This is a genomic window from Mycolicibacterium phocaicum, assembly GCF_010731115.1.
GTDB lineage: Bacteria > Actinomycetota > Actinomycetes > Mycobacteriales > Mycobacteriaceae > Mycobacterium > Mycobacterium phocaicum.
Genome location: NZ_AP022616.1, coordinates 1846915 through 1865393, shown reverse-complemented (window position 1 = coordinate 1865393; position 18479 = coordinate 1846915). Strand labels below are relative to the sequence as shown.

Below are 18479 nucleotides of genomic sequence, written 5' to 3'. Positions count from 1 at the left end.
TCGGCTTCTGGCAGCTCTGATCTAGGGTCTACGTGTGGAATCCGGGGCGCGCTATCACGGCGATCAGGCTGTCGCGCCCGGCATGCTCGACTTCGCGGTGAACGTCCGCGGTTCCGGCCCGCCGCAGTGGCTGGCTGACCGGCTCGCGGCCCGGCTGGCCGATCTGGGTAGCTACCCGACCGCCGCCGACGTGGCCGCGGCCCGTGCCGCCGTCGCCGCCCGGCACGGCCGTGACCTGCAGGAAGTGGCCCTGCTGGCGGGTGGCGCCGAGGGTTTCGCGCTGCTTCCGCAGCTGCGGCCGCGCCTGGCGGGGCTCATCGCGCCGTCGTTCACCGAGCCCCAAGCCGTGTTCGACACCGCCGGCGTGCCCGTCGCGCACGTGGTGCTGGACGCGCCGTTCGGGCTGTCCGGCGCCGCGGTGCCGGCTGACGCCGATCTCGTGGTTGTGGGCAATCCCACCAATCCGACCGGCGTCCTGCACCGCCGCGACGAGATTCTGGCGCTGTGCGCGCCCGGGCGCCTCGTCGTCGTCGACGAGGCTTTTGCCGACGCGGTCTCCGGTGAACCGGAGTCGCTGGCCGGCCGGTCGCTGCCCGATGTCGTGGTGCTGCGCAGCCTGACCAAGACCTGGTCGCTGGCCGGGCTGCGGGTCGGCTACGCGCTGGGCGCGCCCGAGGTGCTGGCACGGCTGACGGCGCAGCGGCCGCACTGGCCGCTGGGCACGCTGCAGTTGGAGGCGTTGACGGCGTGCTGCTCCGCCGAGGCGGTGGCCGAGGCCGACGCGGGGGCGCGCCGGTTGGCGCAGCTGCGGGCCGAGATGGCGGCGGGCCTGACGGCGGCCGGATTCCCCGTCGCCGCCGGCGCGGCCCCTTTCGTGCTGTTTTCGGTACCGGATGCAGAGCTGGCCCGGAAGTACTTGGCGGAGAAGGGAATTGCGGTGCGCCGCTGCGACACGTTCTTCGGGCTGCCCGACGGCTACCTGCGTGCGGCGGTCCGCCCGGAATGGCCGGTCCTCGCCGAAGCCCTACAGGAGGTCCCCTGGTGAGTGTGCCGTTGCGTGACGTCATCGCCGCGCTGGACCGCGCCTACCCGCCGGCGCTCGCGCACAGCTGGGACTCGGTGGGCCTGGTGTGCGGTGACCCGTCCGAGGCCGTGGAGTCGGTGACCGTCGCGGTCGACGCCACCGCGGCCGTCGCCGCGTCGGTGCCCGAGGGCGGACTGCTGCTGGCGCACCATCCGCTGCTGCTGCGCGGCGTCGACACCGTGGCCGCCGACACCGGCAAGGGCGCCCTGATCCACTCGCTGATCCGCCGCGGCGCGGCGCTGTTCAGCGCGCACACCAATGCCGACGCGGCCGCGCCCGGGGTGTCGGACGCCCTCGCCGAGGCACTGGGCCTGCAGGTCGAGGGTGTGCTCGACCCCGCCGAGGCGCGCGCTGACCTGGACAAATGGGTCGTGTTCGTGCCGCACGTGAACGCCGACGCGGTGCGGGACGCGATGTTCGCCGCCGGTGGCGGCCAGATCGGCGACTACTCGCACTGCAGCTGGGCGACCATGGGCGTAGGCCAGTTCCTGCCGCACGAGGGCGCGACACCGACCATCGGCATGGTCGGCGCCATCGAGCAGGTCGCCGAGGACCGCGTCGAGGTGATCGCGCCGTCCCGGCTGCGGCGGGCGGTGCTGACGGCGATGCGCGCGGCGCACCCCTATGAGGAACCGGCGTTCGACGTGCTCACGCTGGCGCCGCTGCCGTCGGACGTCGGAATCGGGCGCATCTGCTCATTGCCGGAGCCGGAACCGTTGTCGGCCTTCGCGTCCCGCGTCGCGCGCGGTCTGCCCACCACATCGTGGGGGGTACGGGCAGCGGGCGATCCGGACGCCCTGGTGTCACGCGTCGCGGTCTGCGGGGGCGCCGGCGACTCGCTGCTGGGGGCGGTGACGCGGTCGGGCGTCGATGTCTACGTGACGTCCGATCTGCGCCATCATCCCGCCGACGAGCACCGCCGCGCATCGGACGTGGCGCTGGTCGATGTAGCGCATTGGGCGAGTGAATTTCCGTGGTGCGAGCAGGCCGCCGGGGTCGTGCGTGCACAATTCGGTGATGCGTTGCCGGTGCGGGTCAGCCAGATCCGTACCGACCCCTGGAACGTCGAGATAACCTGCTGAGAGACGTGAAGATGAAAGCTGAAGTGTCGCAACAACGTTTGTTGCTCGAGGTGGCCGAAGTGGACGCCGCGCTGACCCGCCTGACGCACCGGTCGACGCACCTGGTCGAGCAGCAGCGCTTCGACGCCGTGCAGGCAGAGCACCGCGAGGCCAACGATCGGTTGGCGGCGCTGAGCATCGCCGTCGAGGATTTGGACGCGCAGATCGCCAAGTTCGAGTCCGAGATCGACGCCGTGCGTCAGCGTGAGGCCCGTGACCAGAAGCTGATGGACAGTGGTTCGGTCGGCGCCAAGCAGGTGGCCGAACTGCAGCACGAGCTCGAGACGCTGCAGCGCCGGCAGGCCGCTCTCGAGGAGCAGCAGCTGGAGATCATGGAGCGTCGGGAAGAGCTGCAGGGTGAGCGGAACGAGGAACTGGCCCTGATCGACGCGCTGCAGGGGGATCTGACCTCAGCGCAGGTCGAGCGCGACCAGGCGCTGGTGTCCATCGACGAGTCCCGCAAGGTGGCGGCCGACCGGCGCAAAGCGCTGCTGGACTCGGTGTCCCCGGAACTTGCCGAGATGTACGAGAAACAGCGCAAGCTGGGCGGCCCCGGCGCGGGGCTGCTCCAGGGCAGCCGCTGCGGCGCCTGCCGCATCGACCTGGATCGTGGTGAGCTGTCCCGGGTTTCGGCGGCCGCCCCCGACGACGTGCTGCGCTGCCCCGAGTGCGGGGCGATCCTGGTGCGGGTCAAGGACTTCCGTGCGGGAGAAACCGGTCTGTGAGAGTTCTGGTCGAGGCCGACGGTGGGTCGCGCGGCAACCCGGGACCCGCAGGCTATGGCGCCGTGGTGTTTTCGGCCGACCGGGCCGAGGTGCTCGCGGAGAGCAGTGCCTCGATCGGGGTGGCGACCAACAACGTCGCCGAATACCGGGGCCTGATCGCCGGTCTGGAGGCCGCGGCCGCCCTGGACGCCGATGACGTTGCGGTGTCGATGGATTCGAAGCTGGTGGTCGAGCAGATGTCGGGCCGCTGGCAGGTCAAGCATCCGGACCTGATCCCGTTGAACCGCGAGGCGGTGGCGCTCGCCCGGCGGTTCGGCCGGGTGAGCTACACGTGGATTCCGCGGGCCCAGAACTCCCACGCCGACCGGTTGGCCAACGAGGCCATGGATGCTGCGGCGGCGTCGGTGTCGGCGCCGTCGGTGCCGGCTGCCCAGCCGGAGCCGAAAGCTGCTGCGGCACAACCATCCGCGCCCGGTTGGACCGGTGCCGTCGGCGCGCCGACCCGGTTCCTGCTGCTGCGGCACGGGCAGACCGAATTGTCGGTGCACCGGCGCTACTCGGGCCGGGGTAACCCGCCGCTGACCGAACTGGGACGCGAGCAGGCCGCGGCGGCCGCGGCGTATATCGCTGGCATCGACGGCATCTCGGCGGTGATCAGCTCGCCGCTGCAACGGGCGCTGGACACCGCGAAGGCGGCGGCGAGTGCGCTGGGCCTCGATGTCACCGTCGACGACGACCTGATCGAGACCGACTTCGGTGCCTGGGAAGGCCTGACCTTCCGCGAAGCGGCCGAACGGGATCCGGAATTGCACCGCAGCTGGCTGGGGGACACCAGCGTAGCGCCGCCGGATGGGGAGAGCTTCGATACGGTGACGCACCGGATTCGCCGCGCCCGCAACCGGATCATCGCCGAGCACGGTGCGACGACGGTACTCGTGGTCTCGCATGTCACGCCGATCAAGACGATCCTGCGGCAGGCGCTCGATGCGGGGCCCGGCATCCTGTACCGCCTGCACCTGGATCTGGCGTCGCTGAGCATCGCGGAGTTCTTCGGCGACGGCGGTTCCGCGGTCCGGTTGGTCAATCAGACCGCTTATCTGTAGGCCGGTCTGTAGCTCCGGCGGTTTGCTGACTCACAGATTTGTCGTGTCAGGACAGAGCAGAGCGGGCGACGCTGGTTTTTTCGTCGGTTGCGGACATAGGTCGAAAGCTGTCGTCCACGCAGAATCTGCGTAGCAACATTTCAAACGGTTGTTGAACGCGCATCGGTCGCAGCTGGGCAGAGCTGCCGCGGGTCCGACCCGTCTGCGCGCACCGCGGAACATGTTGGCACCAGTCCCGTTTTCGACCTCGAGGCAGGGGAGTGAATGGCCACGCTCATCGCCGGGCACGCTGCGACGACGACGGGAGCGGACCGACTGCACTCGCTGGGCCGCAATCTTCGCGATCCCGGCGCCTACCGCGAGCTGGACCGGCAACTCGACCGCTTCCGCCGCCGCCTCGAACGCCAGCGCAGTGCCGGCACCGCGACCGAAGACGTGTTGGCCGGCGTCCAGCGGCTCCGCCGTGAGCTGAGCCGTCGCGCGGTGGCCCATGGTGCCGGGCGCGTGACTGCCATTCGCCACGCCGTCGATTCGTTGCGCGGCACCTCGTCGCGGGAGACCATCAAGGCCGCCATGACACTGCTGTGCCGGGACTTCGGATTCAGCCGCGTCATGGTCTCCACGGTCCGCGAGCACGATTGGCTGCCGCGGCATCTGCATGGCCGCGGTGCGACATCGCTGTCCTTCCATGGGTTCTCGGTGGGCGTGCCCGTCCGGTTCGAGGACGCCGAGGCAGAGGCCGCCCTGATCCGCGGGCGACACGGCGTCGTCGTGTCCCGCCCGACCGCGTCGGCCCGGCTGGACTACCTCGCGGCACCGATCACCGTCGGCGGCGCGGTGATCGGGATGCTGCACGCCGATTTCCCCGAAGCCCCCGGCACCACGGTCATGGATCAGTTCGATCTGCTCGAGGCATTCGCCGAATGCCTGGCCGTGGTGTACGAGCGGGCCGTTCTGGCAGAGAAGGTTACGCAGCAGCGCGTCGAGGTCGACAAACTCTGCGCCACAATGGATCACCTCATGACGCGGCCCGCACCGGGTGGCGCTGTCGTGTCGGATGCAGGCGAGTGCGAGCCGGATGTCCAGCCGACGAGCGCGCCCGTCGTCGCGGCCGAGCTGACCCCGCGTGAGCGGGAGGTCATGTCCTACGTGGCGACCGGAGCCACCAATCGCGACATCGCGCGCTGTCTGGAGATCTCCGAGGGCACCGTCAAGTCCCATCTCAAGCGCATCGCCGAGAAGTTCGGCACCACCAACCGCGCGGCCGCCCTCGCGATGTATCTGGCGATGGACGCCGGCGTGGGGAGCGGACCGTCGCGATGACGCGCCGTGCGATGGTGACCAGGCTCAATCAGATCGACGGACACCTGCGCAGCGTGCTCAACCTGCCGCGAGCGGACAAGGCGACCACTCTCGAGGAGGCCATTGCCAACTCGGCGGCGACCACGGAGGAAGTGCTGTTCGGCGACGACGGCGAGGGCATCGCACTGATGCCCGCCGTGGCGCAGCGGCTGCTGATGGCGTCGTTGCAGGCGCAGGTCGAGGCGCGCCTGATCAGCGGTGACGACTCCGGTGCCACGGCGCGCTCGGTGATCGACAGCATCCGGCGGTTGAAAGCGGCGCCGTCGCTGCAGGCACTCGAGCGCCAGGTGTGCGCCGAGCTCTGCCACACCATCGGGTTCAGCAGTGCGGTGCTGTCGTCCATCGCTCCCGACAAGTTCATCCCCGTGACATCGCACGGCACGCGCGGTACCGGAAAACCGGTGCCGCGCAATGTCGCTGCCGCCGAACAGGACTGCGTCAGATTCCGGCGGGTCATCCACGCCGGCGGCGATGAGGCGCCGGCCAGCGAGGGCTTCTGCGACATACTGGGCGCTGCGGACTATCTGGTCGCCCCCATTGTCGTCGAGTCGAAAGTGGTGGCACTGGTCCACATGTTCCGCGCGCGGGGTGCCATCGCCGACGGTGACGTCGAGACGTTGGGACTGCTGTTGGCGGTGTATTCGTTCGTCTACGAGCGGCTGTTGAATTCCGAACGGATGGAACAGCTTCGGGTATCGATCATCGGGGCCGCCGCCCGGTTGGCGGAGGAAGCCGACCGCATCGCCGGCACCGCCGTCAGCCTGGACCCCGGCGGTGACGACGACGTGTTCGCGCCGGCCGCGGCGGTCGATGCGGTCACGGCGGCGTTGTCCAGCCGCGAGCGTGAGGTGTTCGCCAGGATGGTGCGGGGCGACTCCAATGCGGAGATCGCCGAGGGGTTGGTCGTGTCGGTGGAAACCGTCAAGACGCACGTGAAACGCATCCTGCGCAAGATCGGCGCGGCCAATCGGTTGGAGGCGATCACGCTCTACATGGACGCGCAGTCCAGATTCGGTGAACAGGCGCGATAGCCGTGCGTGCTTTCGGCCTCCGTCGGGTTTTCGGGGCGCTTTCGATATTGCCGCTGTGGTGAATTAAAAAACTGGCCTGCATTTCTGTTCTGGTGCGAATTCAGCAATTATCTGATATGGCTTGACTGTGCTATTGCTGTGGAATTCCGGTACCGCCGGCACCGTGTGATGTAGAGCACAATAGTCACCCCGATGGGGGACAACTCACAGGCCTGAATCCCTCCATCTGGAGGTGGCTGACGGCTGACCTACATTGATAGCGTCTCCACCCATGTTGGCCGCAGCGATCGCTTATCGACCATACGTAGTGGATTCGGCGCAATGGTTGGAAAGTGCGGGCGGCAAATGGTGACGATTGCTCGCACAGCGGCGAAGCCGGTTACTTCACTGGGCGGCTTCTTCGCGATGACGTTCGACACTTTTGTGCAAATGTTTCAACCGCCGTTCGCATGGCATGAATACGTCATGCAAACGTGGTTCGTCGCGCGCGTGTCCGTCCTGCCCGCGCTGCTGCTCACGATGCCGTTCGCGGTGTTGCTGACATTCACCTTCAACATTCTCCTGACCGAATTCGGCGCAGCCGACTTCTCCGGCACCGGCGCCGCGATCGGCACCGTCAACCAGATCGGCCCCATCGTCACGGTGCTGGTGGTGTCGGGGGCCGGCGCGACGGCGATGTGCGCCGACCTCGGGGCGCGGACCATCCGCGAAGAACTCGACGCGCTGCGCGTGATGGGCATCAACCCCATCCGTTCGCTCGTGGTGCCCCGCGTGCTGGCCGCCACCACGGTGGCGCTGGCGCTGTCGGCGACGGTGATCCTCGTCGGCCTGACCGGTGCGTTCCTGTTCTGTACCACCGTGCAGCACGTGTCTCCGGGTGCGTTCGTCGGCGGCCTGAACCTGCTCACCGGTCCCGGGGACATCATCGTCGCGCTCATCAAGGCGACGCTGTTCGGCATGGCGGCCGGCCTGATCGCTTGCTACAAGGGCACTTCCGTGCGCGGCGGCCCCGCGGGTGTGGGGAACGCCGTCAACGAGACCGTGGTCTTCACCTTCATGGTGCTGTTCGCCATCAACGTCATCGTGACCGCGGTCGCGATCCAGTACACGGTGTCGTGAGGGAGAGATGACTGTCGACGTCCCCAGCCGCAGATTCCCGCGGCTCGACAAACTGGCCAAGACCTCGGTGGCGCGCTGGAATCGCATCGGTGAGCAGGGTGCCTTCTATTCGCACACCATCGGGTCGATTCCCGATGCCGTCGTCAACTATCGTGCGGAGCTGTTACGGCTCATCGCCGCAACAGGTTTGGGCACCGGCGCGCTCGTCGTCGTCGGTGGCACGGTCGCGATCGTCGGCTTCCTGACGATGACGACGGGTGCCCTCGTGGCGATCCAGGGCTACAACCAGTTCTCGTCCGTGGGCTTCGAGGCGCTCACGGGTTTTGCTTCGGCGTTCCTCAACGTGCGGATGATCGTGCCGGCGACCACGGCCGTGGCGCTGTCGGCCACCATCGGCGCCGGCGCCACCGCGCAGATCGGTGCCATGCGGATCAACGAAGAGATCGACGCCCTCGAGGTGATCGGCATCCGCAGCATCACCTACCTCGCGTCGACCCGGGTCCTGGCCGCGGTGGTCGTGGTGATCCCGCTGTACTGCGTCGCGGTCATGATGGCGTTCTTCGCCGCGCGCATGGGCACCACGACGGTCTACGGGCAGGGCGCCGGTGTGTACGACCACTACTTCAACACGTTCCTCAACCCGACCGACCTCATCTGGTCGTTCGTCCAGTGCGTCGCCATCACTGTCGTGATCATGTTGGTGCACACGTACTTCGGCTTTGCCGCTTCCGGCGGTCCCGCCGGCGTGGGTGAGGCGGTCGGCCGTGCGGTGCGTCTGTCGATGGTGATCGCGGCCGTCGAGATCGTGTTCATCTCACTGGCCATCTACGGCCAGTCCGGCAACTTCAACATGGCGGGTTAGCCGGTGGAAGCGCGCAAGGGAGATCGCCGGATCTCGAACTCATGGTGGGCCCTGATCCTGATCACGGCCGTGGTGCTGTTCATGGTGGTGACCACGGTCATCTTCACCGGTGCCGCGAAACCCTATGTGCCCGTGACGGTCATGGCGGACCGGGCGGGTCTGGTGCTGGAGACCAACGCCAAGGTCAAGATGCGCGGCGTGCTGGTGGGCCGTGTCAGCCAGATCGACGTGGGCCAGTCGGGGGCGACCCTGCAACTCAAGCTCGACCCGGACCAGGTGAAGTACATCCCCGCCAATGTCGGTGCGCAGGTGAGTGTCACAACGGCGTTCGGCGCCAAGTTCGTCGATCTGGTTTATCCGTCGTCGCCCAGCAGCACCCGGTTGGCCGCCGGCGCGGTGCTGCACTCCGAACACACGACGACCGAGGTCGACACCGTCTTCGAGAACATCGTCAACCTGCTCGACATGGTGGATCCGGCGAAACTGAACTCGGTGCTCAGCGCCGTCGCCGAAGGCGTCCGTGGCCAGGGTGAGCGAATGGGCCAGGCCACAACCGATCTCAACGAGGTACTGACGGCGCTCAACTCACGCTCGGACAAGATTCGTGACGACTGGCGGTCGTTCAAGCAGTTCAGTGACACCTACGGTGCGGCGGCCGACAACATCGTGAAAATCCTCAACGCCGCCAGTACCACCAGCAGCACGGTGACGGGTAAGGCCACGGCACTCGACAGCCTGCTGATGAACGTCATCGGATTCTCCGAGGCCGGCACGGACCTGCTGGGTCCGAACCGGGACAACCTCGTCGACGCCATCAATGGGCTGGAACCCACGACGAGTCTGCTGCTCAAGTACAGCCCCGGATACACCTGCTGGCTGGAGGGCACCAAGAAGTTCCTCGACACCGGCGCGTGGGGCGTGTTCGGCGGGGCCGATGGCCGCTCGCTGATCCTCGATGCGACGCTGCTGCCCGGCAAGAACCCGTACGTGTTCCCCGACAACCTGCCGATCAACGCGGCCAAGGGTGGTCCCGGCGGGAAGCCCGGCTGTGGCTCGCTGCCCGACGTCGCCAAGAACTTTCCAGTGCGGCAACTGATCACCAACACGGGCTGGGGCACCGGGCTCGACATCCGGCCGAACCCGGGCATCGGCAGCCCCTGCTGGGGCCAGTGGTTCCAGAGCACCCGCGCAGTGCCTCAGGCGCCGAGCATCCGGCAGTGCCTGCCCGGGCCCGCTCCCGGCCCGATCCCGTACCCCGGCGCGCCGCCCTACGGCGCACCGCTGTACGGCCCCGGCGGGGTGCCGCTGTGGCCCGGTGTGCCGCCCGCGCCGCCGAATCCCGCTGACGCGCAACCGCAGTCGGCACCGGCGCCCGCCGAGGCGCCGCCACTGCCGGCCGAAGCCCCCGCGTTGCCTGCCGAGGCGGGCGGGAACTGACCGTGATGACCAATCAACGACCGAGACAGGAGGGAAGTCGTGGAGAACCTTAGGGGCACGCTCCTGCGCCTGTCCGTCTTCCTGTCGGTATGTCTGCTCGGCACCGTCGCCCTCTGGGCGGTCTTCGCCGACCTGCGGTTCGACGAGGGTCACACCTACTTCGCCCGCTTCATCAACGTCTCGAACATGAAGAAGGACAGTCACGTTCGCATCGCGGGCGTGGAGGTCGGCCAGGTCAAGAACGTGTCGATCAACCGCGATTCCACGGTGACGGTCGAGTTCACCGCGGACAGTTCCGTCGTACTGACCGAGGGCAGCCGTGCCGTGATCCGGTATGACAACGTCGTCGGTGACCGGTTCCTGGCGCTCGAGGAAGGTGCCGGCGGCACCAAGAAGCTCAACGCGGGGGACACCATCCCCGTCGACCGGACCCAGCCGGCGCTGGACCTCGATGCCGTCATCGGTGGTTTCCGTCCGTTGTTCTCGGCCCTGAGCCCCGACAAGATCAACGATCTCAGTGGGCAGCTGATCCAGGCGCTGCAGGGGCAGGGGCCGTCGATAGGGTCGTTCCTGGCGCAGGCCGCGGTGGTCACCAACACCCTGGCCGACCGCGACCAGTTGATCGGGCAGGTCGTCACCAACCTGAACACCGTGCTCAGTTCCTTCGGCGGCAAGAGCGACAAGCTCGACAAAGCCGTGGTGTCACTGTCGCAGTTGGTCGACCGCCTGGCACAACGCAAGACCGACGTCTCGAATGCCGTGGCCTACACCGATGCAGCGGCCAACTCGATTGCCGGCCTGCTGACCGAGGCCAGGCCGCCGCTGGTCAAGACCGTCCATGAAGTGGACCGGACCGCCGGACTCGTGCTCGCCGACCACGACTACTTCGACAACTTCATCAACACCCTGCCGGACAAGTACAAGGCGCTGACCCGGCAGGGCATCTACGGCGACTTCTTCAGCTTCTACCTCTGCGACGCGGTGCTCAAACTCAACGGCAAAGGCGGACAACCGGTTTACGTGAAGGTGGCCGGACAGAGCACGGGACGGTGCACACCCAGATGAAACCTTTTGCCGAGCGAAGTCATTTCGCCCTGGGCGCGATAGGCATCAGCGCCGTCGTAATGGTCGCCACCGTCGCGCTGCTGTTCCAGAAGATTCCGTTCGTCAGCGGCACGACCACGTACTCCGGGTACTTCGAAGACGCCAGCGGCCTGCATACCGGTGCGCCCGTGGACATCTCAGGTTTTCCGGCGGGCCGGGTCGCGAGCATCGACCTCGACGGCCCGCGCGTGCTGATCAAGTTCACCGTCGACGACGACGTGCACCTCGGGGAGCGCACCGAGGTCGCGATCAAGACCAAGGGGCTGCTGGGCAGCAAGATGCTCGAAGTCGTTCCCAAGGGCGACGGCGACCTCAAGGGCACCATCCCGCTCGAGCGGACCGTGTCGGCGTACCAGCTGCCGGACGCACTGGGTGACGTGACCAATGCGATCAGCGGCCTGGACACCCATCAGCTGTCGGACTCGCTGGCCACGGTCTCGGAGGCGTTCGCGAACACCGCTCCGGACCTGCGGGACGCGGTCAACGGCATCGCGCGGTTCTCCAAGACGCTGAACGACCGGGACGCACAACTGCGCGGCCTGCTGGAAAACGCCTCGAAGGCGACGACGGTGCTGGCCAAGCGCAGCGACCAGGTGGTCAGCCTGGTCAAGAACACCAATGCGCTTCTGGTGCAACTGCGTTCGCAGAGTGCCGCGGTGAGCCGGCTGTGGAACAGCCTGTCTGCGGTCTCCCAGCAGTTGAAGGGATTGATCGCGGAGAACAAGACGCAGCTGCGGCCGGCGCTGGACAAGCTCAACGGTGTCGTGACGATGCTCGACAACCGCAAGGAGCGGTTGCAGGAGGCCGTCAAGCGACTCAGCCAGTACGCCATGGCACTGGGTGACGCGCTCGGGTCGGGCCCGTTCTTCAAGGCGTACATCGTCAACCTGTTGCCGGGCCAGTTCGTGCAGCCGTTCGTCGATGCCGCGTTCTCCGACCTCGGAGTGGACCCGAACACCAAACTGCCGTCCCAGCTTCAGGATCCGCAGACCGGACAGCCCGGCACCCCGCCGTTGCCCGTGCCGTTCCCGCGCACCGGCCAGGCCGGCGACCCACGCATGACCATCCCGGACGCGATCACCGGCAAGCCCGGCGACACCGCGTGCGGCCCGCCCGGAATCCCGTTGCCCGGGCCCGGTTGCTACCCCGTCCGCGATCCGGAACCGGCCCCGCCGCCCGGTGGGCCGCCGCCCGGACCGCCGCCGCTCGCACCCGGGATGACCGCCATGCCGGAACCACCGAAAACCCCGCCACTGCACGTGTCGGATCCCGTTGAAGTAGCCGCACCGACGCCAGGAGGACAGTGATGAGCAAGCTGTCCACGCGTCTGCTCGTGGTGGCAGCCGCGCTGGCCCTTGTCGTGGGCGGCGGCTATTTCGCCGTGACGGCGTTCCAGCGGGCGTCGCGCAATGAAGTGGTGGGCTATTTCCAGAACACGAATCAGTTGTTCAGTGGCGACGATGTGCTGATCCAGGGCGTGCCGGTCGGCAAGGTCGACAAGATCGAACCGGGGCCCGAAAAGGTCAAGGTGACCTTCTGGATCGACGACAAGTACAAGGTGCCGGCCGACGCCAAGGCTGTGATCCTGTCGCCACAGTTGGTGACAGGCAGGGCAATTCAGCTGATCCCGCCGTACCGGGGCGGGCCGCCGTTGCGCGGCGGCGCCGTGATTCCGCTCGATCGGACCGCGGTGCCCGTGGAGTGGGATCAGGTCCGCACTCAGCTGCAGCGGCTGGCCGATCTGCTCAAGCCCGACCAGCCCGGCGGGGTCAGCACGCTCGGTGGTTTCATCAATACCGCCGCCGACAATCTGCGCGGGCAGGGCGCCAGCATCCGGGAATCGGTGGTCCGCCTGTCGCAGGCGGTTTCGATCCTCGGCGACCACAGCAACGACCTGTTCTCGACGTTCAAGAATCTCTCGATCCTGGTGTCCGCGCTAAAGGACAGCACCGGGCTGATGGAACGGCTCAACACCAACCTGGCCGAGGTGACCGGACTGGTCGCCGACGATCCGGGCAAGGTCGGGCAGGCGCTGCACGACATGAGTGCGGTCGCCGACGACGTGCGGTCGTTCGTCGCGGACAACAAGGAGGCTGTCGGGACAGCGTCGGACAAACTGGCCTCGGTCAGCACCGCGATCGTGGGCAGCCTCGACGACATCAAGCAGGTGCTCCACGTGGCACCCAATTCGGTAGCGGATCTGAACAACATCTACGAGCCGGCGGTCGGTTCGCTGACCGGCATTCTGGCGGCCAACAACTTCGCCAACCCGGTCAGCTTCATCTGCGGTGCCATCCAGGCCGCGTCGCGCCTCGGCGCGGACCAGTCGTCGAAGTTGTGCGCGCAGTACTTGGCGCCCATCGTCAAGAACCGGCAGTACAACTTCCCGCCGCTGGGCGAAAACCTGTTCGTCGGTACCCAAGCGCGGCCCAATGAGGTTACGTACAGCGAGGATTGGATGCGTCCCGATTATGTGCCGCCGTCGCGGCCCGCTGCCCCCGTGGCACAGCAGGCGGCTGCGGCGCCCGCGCCGGCGGCCCCCCAGACCGTGGCCACCGACGCCAACGCCGGCCTGGCCGGCATGATGACGCCGCCGGGAGGTGGGTCATGAGCCGCCTGCGTACCGCCGCCGGCTGCACCCTCGCGGTCCTGACGCTGCTGGCCTCGGCCGGCTGCTCGGGGTGGCGCGGCGCCAACAGCCTGCCGCTGCCCGGCACCGAGGGTGGGGGACCCGGAGCCTTCGAAATCCAGGCGCAGATGCCCGATGTCACCAACCTGCAAGAGAATTCGCGGGTGCGAGTCTCCGACGTCACGGTCGGCACGGTCACCAAGATCGAGCGACAGGGCTGGCACGCGCTGGTCACCATGCGGCTCAACGGAGATGTGAAGGTACCGGCCAACTCGACCATCAAACTGGGTCTGACCAGTCTGCTGGGCACGCTGCACATCGAGCTCGGGCCGCCCAAAGACGGCCGGCCACAAGGACAGTTGCACCAGGGGTCGGTCATTCCACTGGCGAGCAGCGGCAGCTTCCCGTCGGTTGAGCAGACGCTGTCAGCGGTGTCGATGGTGCTCAACGGCGGTGGCATCGGCAACGTCCAGGACATCACCGAGGCGTTCAGCACGGCGTTCCACGGGCGTGCCGAGGACCTGCGCAGCCTCATCAAACAGCTCGATACGTTCACCGCCAACGTCAAGGACCAGACCCCTGACATCATCGCGGCGTCGGAGAGCCTGAACGTCGTCGTCGGCAAGCTGGCCGCGAGCCAGCCGGTCCTGGACAAGGCCATCGACACGGTCCCGGAGGCGCTGGCCGTACTCAACGGTGAACGGGAGAACCTGGTCAAGGCCGCCGACAAGTTGAGCAAGTTCGCCGCGCTGGCCGCGGATACCGTGGACCGGTCAAAAGACAACGTGATCAAGGAATTACGTGATCTGGGGCCGACGCTCGAGCAGCTCGCCAACGCCGGGCCGGCCATGACGCGGGCATTGAGCTTCATCCCCACGGTGCCGTTCCCGAGCGACACCATCGAGAAGTGGCAGCGCGGCGACTACGCGAACCTCACCGCGATCGTCGACCTCACCCTCAGCCGCATCGACCAGGCGTTCTTCACCGGCACCCGCTGGGAGTGCGACCTGACGGAGCTGGAACTGCAATGGGGCCGCACCATCGGCCAGTTCCCCAGCCCGTGCACCGCCGGCGGGCCGAACAACCCGGGCAATCCGCTGACCATTCCGTACCGCTGGGATCAGGGGCCGTAAATGCATCTCGACAAACGCGTGAGAATTCAGCTCGCGATCTTCGCCCTCGTAGCCCTGGTCGCGGTGACGATGATGAGCCTGATCTATATGCAGTTGCCCGCCAAGCTTTTCGGCATCGGGCGCTACGTGGTCAAGATGGAGCTGCCCGAGACCGGCGGCCTCTACGCCACCGGCAACGTCACCTACCGCGGCACGGTGGTGGGCCGGGTGCAGTCTGTCGGGCTCACGCCCACCGGGGTGCAGGCCGAGCTGTCGCTCAATTCGGGCACCGACATTCCGTCCGACGTGCAGGCCGACGTGCACAGCCAGATGGCGATCGGTGAGCAGTTCGTGTCCCTGACGCCGCGCAGCGCGAATTCCCGGCCGCTGAGGGACGGTGACGTCATCCCGCTGGCGCATACCTCGGTGCCGCCGGACATCAACACCGTGATCGACTCGCTGACCAAGGGCCTGCAGGCCGTGCCCAAGGAGAACCTCAAGACGGTCATCGACGAATCCGCCACGGCTGTCGGCGGTTTGGGGCCCGAGCTTTCACACATCGTCAAGGGCGGCAGCCAGCTGGCCATCGACGCGCGCGCGAACCTCGACCCGCTGCTGAGCCTGATCGATCAGGTCAAACCCGTGCTCGACTCGCAGAACAACACCTCGGGTGCCATCCAGGCGTGGGCATCGAACCTCGCCACGGTGACCGGGGAGCTGCAGGCGCAGGACAAGGCCGTGGGCACCCTCCTGGACAAGGGTGGTCCGGCGTTCGGGGAGATGGGGCAGTTGTTCAACCGGCTGCGTCCGACACTGCCGATCCTGCTTCAGAACCTGGTGTCCATCAACAAGGTCGCAGTGACGTACCAACCGAACCTCGAGCAGCTCCTGGTACTGCTGCCACGCACAACGGAAGCGGCGCAAGGCGTTACGTTGGCGAACCGCGACACCAAGCAGGCGTACAAGGGTGCGTACCTGAGCTTCAACCTGAACATCAACCTGCCGCCGCCGTGCACCACCGGGTATCTGCCGGCGCAGCAGATGCGCAACCCCGCGTTGGAGGACTACCCCGAACTTCCGGCCGGCGATCTGTATTGCCGGACTCCGCAGGACGGCATGTTCAACGTGCGCGGCGCCAAGAACCTGCCGTGCGAGACGGTGCCCGGCAAGCGCGCCGCGACCGTCAAGCAGTGCGAGAGCAACGAGCCGTACGTGCCCCTCAATGACGGCTACAACTGGAAGGGCGATCCCAACGCCACCTGGACCGGGCAGGACGTGCCGCAGCTGCGGCCGGGCTCGGCCGCGCCGCCCGGTGCGCCGCCGCCACCACCGGTCGCGGTGGCCGAGTACGACCCGGCCAGTGGGTCGTATATCGGCCCGGACGGAAAGACCTATACCCAAGCCGATTTGGCCCACACGGCTCCGAAGGAGAAGACATGGCAGAGCATGATGACGCCGCAGCCGGGGAGCTGACCGAGGGCGGCGGGGTCGCTGTCCTCGATCCCGAAATCGATGACATCGAGGACTTCGATGAGGCCCCTGACACCGCTGCCGATGAGTTGGTCGAGGAGCCGACGAAGCCGAAGTCGGTGCGCCGGCTGGCGGCGGTGATCGGTCTGATCCTGGTGGTCGCACTCGGTGCGCTGGTCGGGTGGCTGGTGGTGCGGACACAGCGCGCGACTGGCGTCGACGAGCGGCAGAGCCAGATCGTCCAGGCCGCGCGGCAGGGCGCACTGAACCTGACGACCATCGACTGGCAGCGCGCCGACGCCGACGTGCAGCGCATCCTCGACAGCGCGACGGGGGAGTTCTACGACGACTTCGCCAAGCGTTCAGCACCTTTCATCAAGGTCGTCAAGGAAGCGAAGTCGACATCCACCGGGTCCATCACCGAGGCCGGGCTGGAATCGGAGTCCGGTGACTCGGCACAGGTGCTGGTGGCGGTGGCCGTCAAGACCTCGAATGTCGGTGCGCCGGATCAGGAACCCCGCGAGTGGCGGATGCGCCTCGCGGTGCAGAAAGTCGGTGATGTCATGAAGGTGTCGAACGTGGAGTTTGTGCCGTGAAACTGATCAAGTCCCGCGGCGAGAACAAGGCCGCCGAAAAACCCATTGAAGCAACAGCTTCGGTCGACGAGCTCGACGACGACATCGAGATCGACGACTCGATGCCCGGGTCGCTCGCAGAGACCACCGACGCGGCGCCTGCACCTGGGCGGCGCCGCGTCGCGTGGGCCAACGTCGCCGTGTACGGCCTGTTGCCCGCGTTGGTCCTCGTGCTCGGTGGGGCCGCCGGGTATCTGCAGTGGAAGGACGTGTCCCTGCATGAGACCGACACGGCCAAAACCGAATCCACCAAAGCCGCCAGCGACGGCACCATCGCCTTGCTGTCGTACAAGCCCGAGACCGTCGACAAGGATCTGGAAGCCGCCAAGAAGTACATGACCGGCAACTTCCTGGACTCCTACACCAAGCTCACACGCGATGTGGTGATCCCCGGGTCCAAGCAGAAGAAGATCTCGGCGGTCGCCACGGTGCCGGCGGCGGCCTGGACCAAGGCATCGCCGAACCACGCGGTGGTGATGTTGTTCGTGGATCAGACGATGATCATCGGTGACAGCGCCCCGACCAGCACCGCGTCGAGCGTCCGCGTGACTCTCGACAAGGTCGAGGGGCGTTGGCTCATCTCACAATTCGATCCGATGTGAGCCGCGTGACCAGACGGTGGACTTGCATGTTGCTCGCCGCGGCGGTGCTGCCGGTGCTGTCGGCACCCACTGTCCACGCCGATGCGGCCGCGTATCTGATCGGCGTGACCGTGCGGCCCGGCTACAACTTTCCCAACGCCGATGCGGCGCTGGGCTATGGCTACGGCATCTGTGACAAGGTGGCGGCCGGTCAGCCCTTCGCTCAGGTGATGGGCGACGTACGAGGCGATTTCGGCACCGACGACGACTACCAGGCGTCCTACCTGATTTCGCAGGCCGTGGGCGAACTGTGCCCCGCGCAGATCTGGCAGCTGAGAAACTCCGCGGCGCACTACCAGTCGCCGCCCGGTGTTCATCCCTGATGCAAAGGAATCCAACATGAGACGTCGGCCATTGGTGCTGTCCGCGTTGGCTGTCGTGCCCGTCAGTGCTGTGCTCTGCACGCCGTTCGCACACGCTGACAACGGCAACACCCTCATCCCGAACAACAAGCGGCTCAACGACTCCGTGGTATCCAACGTCTACACCGTGCAGCATCAGGCGGGATGCACCAACGACATTGCCGTCAACCCGCAGCTGCAGGAGGCCGCCGCACGCCAGGCCAGAGACATGATGGCCAACCGGAACCTGGACGGCGACATCGGATCTGACGGATCCACACCCCAGACGCGGGCCGCGGACGCCGGCTACCGCGGCGGCCCGGTGGCACAGACCGTGGCCATCAATCCCGCGCTGGCGATCAGCGGCGTCGAGCTGATCAACCAGTGGTACTACGACCCCGTCATCAAACAGATCATGGCCAACTGTGCCAACAACCAGATGGGCGTGTGGTCCGAGAACAGCCTGGACCGTACCGTCGTCGTCGCCGTCTACGGCCAGCTGCCCGAACCGCCGCACCGCGACGACAAAGCGGGCGGCACCAACAACGGCTTCGACCCCAGTCCCGACTACGACGGCAGCGACGAGGTCGAGCACTTCTTCGACTGGTTCCCGTGGATCCTGCGCGGCGTCCACCCGCCGCCGGCGTATCCGCCCAACTAGGACTCTCGTGTCTCGCGAGTGCGCCTGCAGAACGGGAAAATC

18 protein-coding genes are annotated in these 18479 nt (G+C 67.1%); all 18 read left to right on the top strand.

The window, feature by feature from the left end; all coding sequences use genetic code 11:
* The first annotated feature begins 34 nt into the window (after positions 1-34).
* The 18 genes from cobC to G6N46_RS08960 all read left to right on the top strand — a co-directional run bounded on the left by cobC (position 35) and on the right by G6N46_RS08960 (position 18437).
* Positions 35-1045 (top strand): Rv2231c family histidinol phosphate aminotransferase CobC, encoded by a 1011-nt coding sequence (gene cobC, locus G6N46_RS09045; protein WP_138248560.1) that lies wholly within the window; start codon positions 35-37, stop codon positions 1043-1045.
* Complete coding sequence (locus G6N46_RS09040; RefSeq protein ID WP_163692677.1) at positions 1042-2166, top strand: Nif3-like dinuclear metal center hexameric protein; 1125 nt, start codon at positions 1042-1044, stop codon at positions 2164-2166. The genes cobC and G6N46_RS09040 overlap by 4 nt, the downstream gene beginning before the upstream one ends.
* 11 nt (positions 2167-2177) lie before the next feature.
* On the top strand, positions 2178-2930 hold the full coding sequence (locus G6N46_RS09035; RefSeq protein ID WP_138248607.1) for a zinc ribbon domain-containing protein: 753 nt from the start codon (positions 2178-2180) through the stop codon (positions 2928-2930).
* Positions 2927-4033, top strand: coding sequence for a bifunctional RNase H/acid phosphatase (locus G6N46_RS09030; RefSeq protein ID WP_138248562.1), 1107 nt, complete (start codon positions 2927-2929; stop codon positions 4031-4033). The genes G6N46_RS09035 and G6N46_RS09030 overlap by 4 nt, the downstream gene beginning before the upstream one ends.
* A gap of 264 nt (positions 4034-4297) precedes the next feature.
* Positions 4298-5356, top strand: a complete 1059-nt coding sequence (locus G6N46_RS09025; RefSeq protein WP_138248563.1) for a LuxR C-terminal-related transcriptional regulator — start codon at positions 4298-4300, stop codon at positions 5354-5356.
* Positions 5353-6426, top strand: a complete 1074-nt coding sequence (locus G6N46_RS09020; protein WP_138248564.1) for a helix-turn-helix transcriptional regulator — start codon at positions 5353-5355, stop codon at positions 6424-6426. Before G6N46_RS09025 ends, G6N46_RS09020 begins: the two co-directional genes overlap by 4 nt.
* 345 nt (positions 6427-6771) lie before the next feature.
* A complete protein-coding gene (locus tag G6N46_RS09015; protein WP_138248565.1) occupies positions 6772-7545 on the top strand; it encodes an MlaE family ABC transporter permease in 774 nt (257 codons plus the stop codon).
* 7 nt (positions 7546-7552) lie between these two features.
* The gene (locus G6N46_RS09010) at positions 7553-8407 is read left to right on the top strand and encodes an ABC transporter permease (protein WP_138248566.1); all 855 of its coding nucleotides are present in this window, start codon (positions 7553-7555) and stop codon (positions 8405-8407) included.
* 3 nt (positions 8408-8410) lie between these two features.
* On the top strand, positions 8411-9844 hold the full coding sequence (locus G6N46_RS09005; protein WP_138248567.1) for an MCE family protein: 1434 nt from the start codon (positions 8411-8413) through the stop codon (positions 9842-9844).
* Positions 9845-9883: 39 nt separating this feature from the next.
* Positions 9884-10909 (top strand): MCE family protein, encoded by a 1026-nt coding sequence (locus G6N46_RS09000; RefSeq protein ID WP_138248568.1) that lies wholly within the window; start codon positions 9884-9886, stop codon positions 10907-10909.
* Positions 10906-12255 (top strand): MCE family protein, encoded by a 1350-nt coding sequence (locus G6N46_RS08995; protein ID WP_138248569.1) that lies wholly within the window; start codon positions 10906-10908, stop codon positions 12253-12255. Before G6N46_RS09000 ends, G6N46_RS08995 begins: the two co-directional genes overlap by 4 nt.
* Positions 12255-13559 (top strand): MCE family protein, encoded by a 1305-nt coding sequence (locus tag G6N46_RS08990; protein WP_138248570.1) that lies wholly within the window; start codon positions 12255-12257, stop codon positions 13557-13559. The genes G6N46_RS08995 and G6N46_RS08990 overlap by 1 nt, the downstream gene beginning before the upstream one ends.
* The gene (locus G6N46_RS08985; RefSeq protein WP_138248571.1) at positions 13556-14710 is read left to right on the top strand and encodes an MCE family protein; all 1155 of its coding nucleotides are present in this window, start codon (positions 13556-13558) and stop codon (positions 14708-14710) included. The genes G6N46_RS08990 and G6N46_RS08985 overlap by 4 nt, the downstream gene beginning before the upstream one ends.
* The gene (locus G6N46_RS08980; RefSeq protein WP_138248572.1) at positions 14711-16162 is read left to right on the top strand and encodes an MCE family protein; all 1452 of its coding nucleotides are present in this window, start codon (positions 14711-14713) and stop codon (positions 16160-16162) included.
* Positions 16126-16755 carry an Rv1363c family protein gene (locus tag G6N46_RS08975; RefSeq protein ID WP_167526400.1) on the top strand — a complete coding sequence of 210 codons (630 nt, stop codon included), beginning with the start codon at positions 16126-16128 and terminating at the stop codon, positions 16753-16755. The genes G6N46_RS08980 and G6N46_RS08975 overlap by 37 nt, the downstream gene beginning before the upstream one ends.
* Complete coding sequence (locus tag G6N46_RS08970) at positions 16752-17396, top strand: Rv1363c family protein (protein WP_138248573.1); 645 nt, start codon at positions 16752-16754, stop codon at positions 17394-17396. The genes G6N46_RS08975 and G6N46_RS08970 overlap by 4 nt, the downstream gene beginning before the upstream one ends.
* A gap of 26 nt (positions 17397-17422) precedes the next feature.
* Positions 17423-17758, top strand: a complete 336-nt coding sequence (locus G6N46_RS08965) for a DUF732 domain-containing protein (protein WP_138248574.1) — start codon at positions 17423-17425, stop codon at positions 17756-17758.
* A gap of 16 nt (positions 17759-17774) precedes the next feature.
* Positions 17775-18437 carry a CAP domain-containing protein gene (locus G6N46_RS08960; protein WP_138248575.1) on the top strand — a complete coding sequence of 221 codons (663 nt, stop codon included), beginning with the start codon at positions 17775-17777 and terminating at the stop codon, positions 18435-18437.
* Positions 18438-18479: the final 42 nt, after the last annotated feature.

What these genes read in the sequence shown, in the direction of transcription:
- G6N46_RS09035 (WP_138248607.1), top strand. Translation starts at nt 2,178, where the DNA reads ATGAAAGCTGAAGTGTCGCAACAACGTTTGTTGCTCGAGGTGGCCGAA.
- G6N46_RS08960 (WP_138248575.1), top strand. Translation starts at nt 17,775, where the DNA reads ATGAGACGTCGGCCATTGGTGCTGTCCGCGTTGGCTGTCGTGCCCGTC.
- G6N46_RS09015 (WP_138248565.1), top strand. Translation starts at nt 6,772, where the DNA reads ATGGTGACGATTGCTCGCACAGCGGCGAAGCCGGTTACTTCACTGGGC.
- G6N46_RS09025 (WP_138248563.1), top strand. Translation starts at nt 4,298, where the DNA reads ATGGCCACGCTCATCGCCGGGCACGCTGCGACGACGACGGGAGCGGAC.
- G6N46_RS08965 (WP_138248574.1), top strand. Translation starts at nt 17,423, where the DNA reads ATGTTGCTCGCCGCGGCGGTGCTGCCGGTGCTGTCGGCACCCACTGTC.
- G6N46_RS08995 (WP_138248569.1), top strand. Translation starts at nt 10,906, where the DNA reads ATGAAACCTTTTGCCGAGCGAAGTCATTTCGCCCTGGGCGCGATAGGC.
- G6N46_RS08975 (WP_167526400.1), top strand. Translation starts at nt 16,126, where the DNA reads ATGGCAGAGCATGATGACGCCGCAGCCGGGGAGCTGACCGAGGGCGGC.
- G6N46_RS09010 (WP_138248566.1), top strand. Translation starts at nt 7,553, where the DNA reads ATGACTGTCGACGTCCCCAGCCGCAGATTCCCGCGGCTCGACAAACTG.
- G6N46_RS09020 (WP_138248564.1), top strand. Translation starts at nt 5,353, where the DNA reads ATGACGCGCCGTGCGATGGTGACCAGGCTCAATCAGATCGACGGACAC.
- G6N46_RS08985 (WP_138248571.1), top strand. Translation starts at nt 13,556, where the DNA reads ATGAGCCGCCTGCGTACCGCCGCCGGCTGCACCCTCGCGGTCCTGACG.
- G6N46_RS08980 (WP_138248572.1), top strand. Translation starts at nt 14,711, where the DNA reads ATGCATCTCGACAAACGCGTGAGAATTCAGCTCGCGATCTTCGCCCTC.
- G6N46_RS08990 (WP_138248570.1), top strand. Translation starts at nt 12,255, where the DNA reads ATGAGCAAGCTGTCCACGCGTCTGCTCGTGGTGGCAGCCGCGCTGGCC.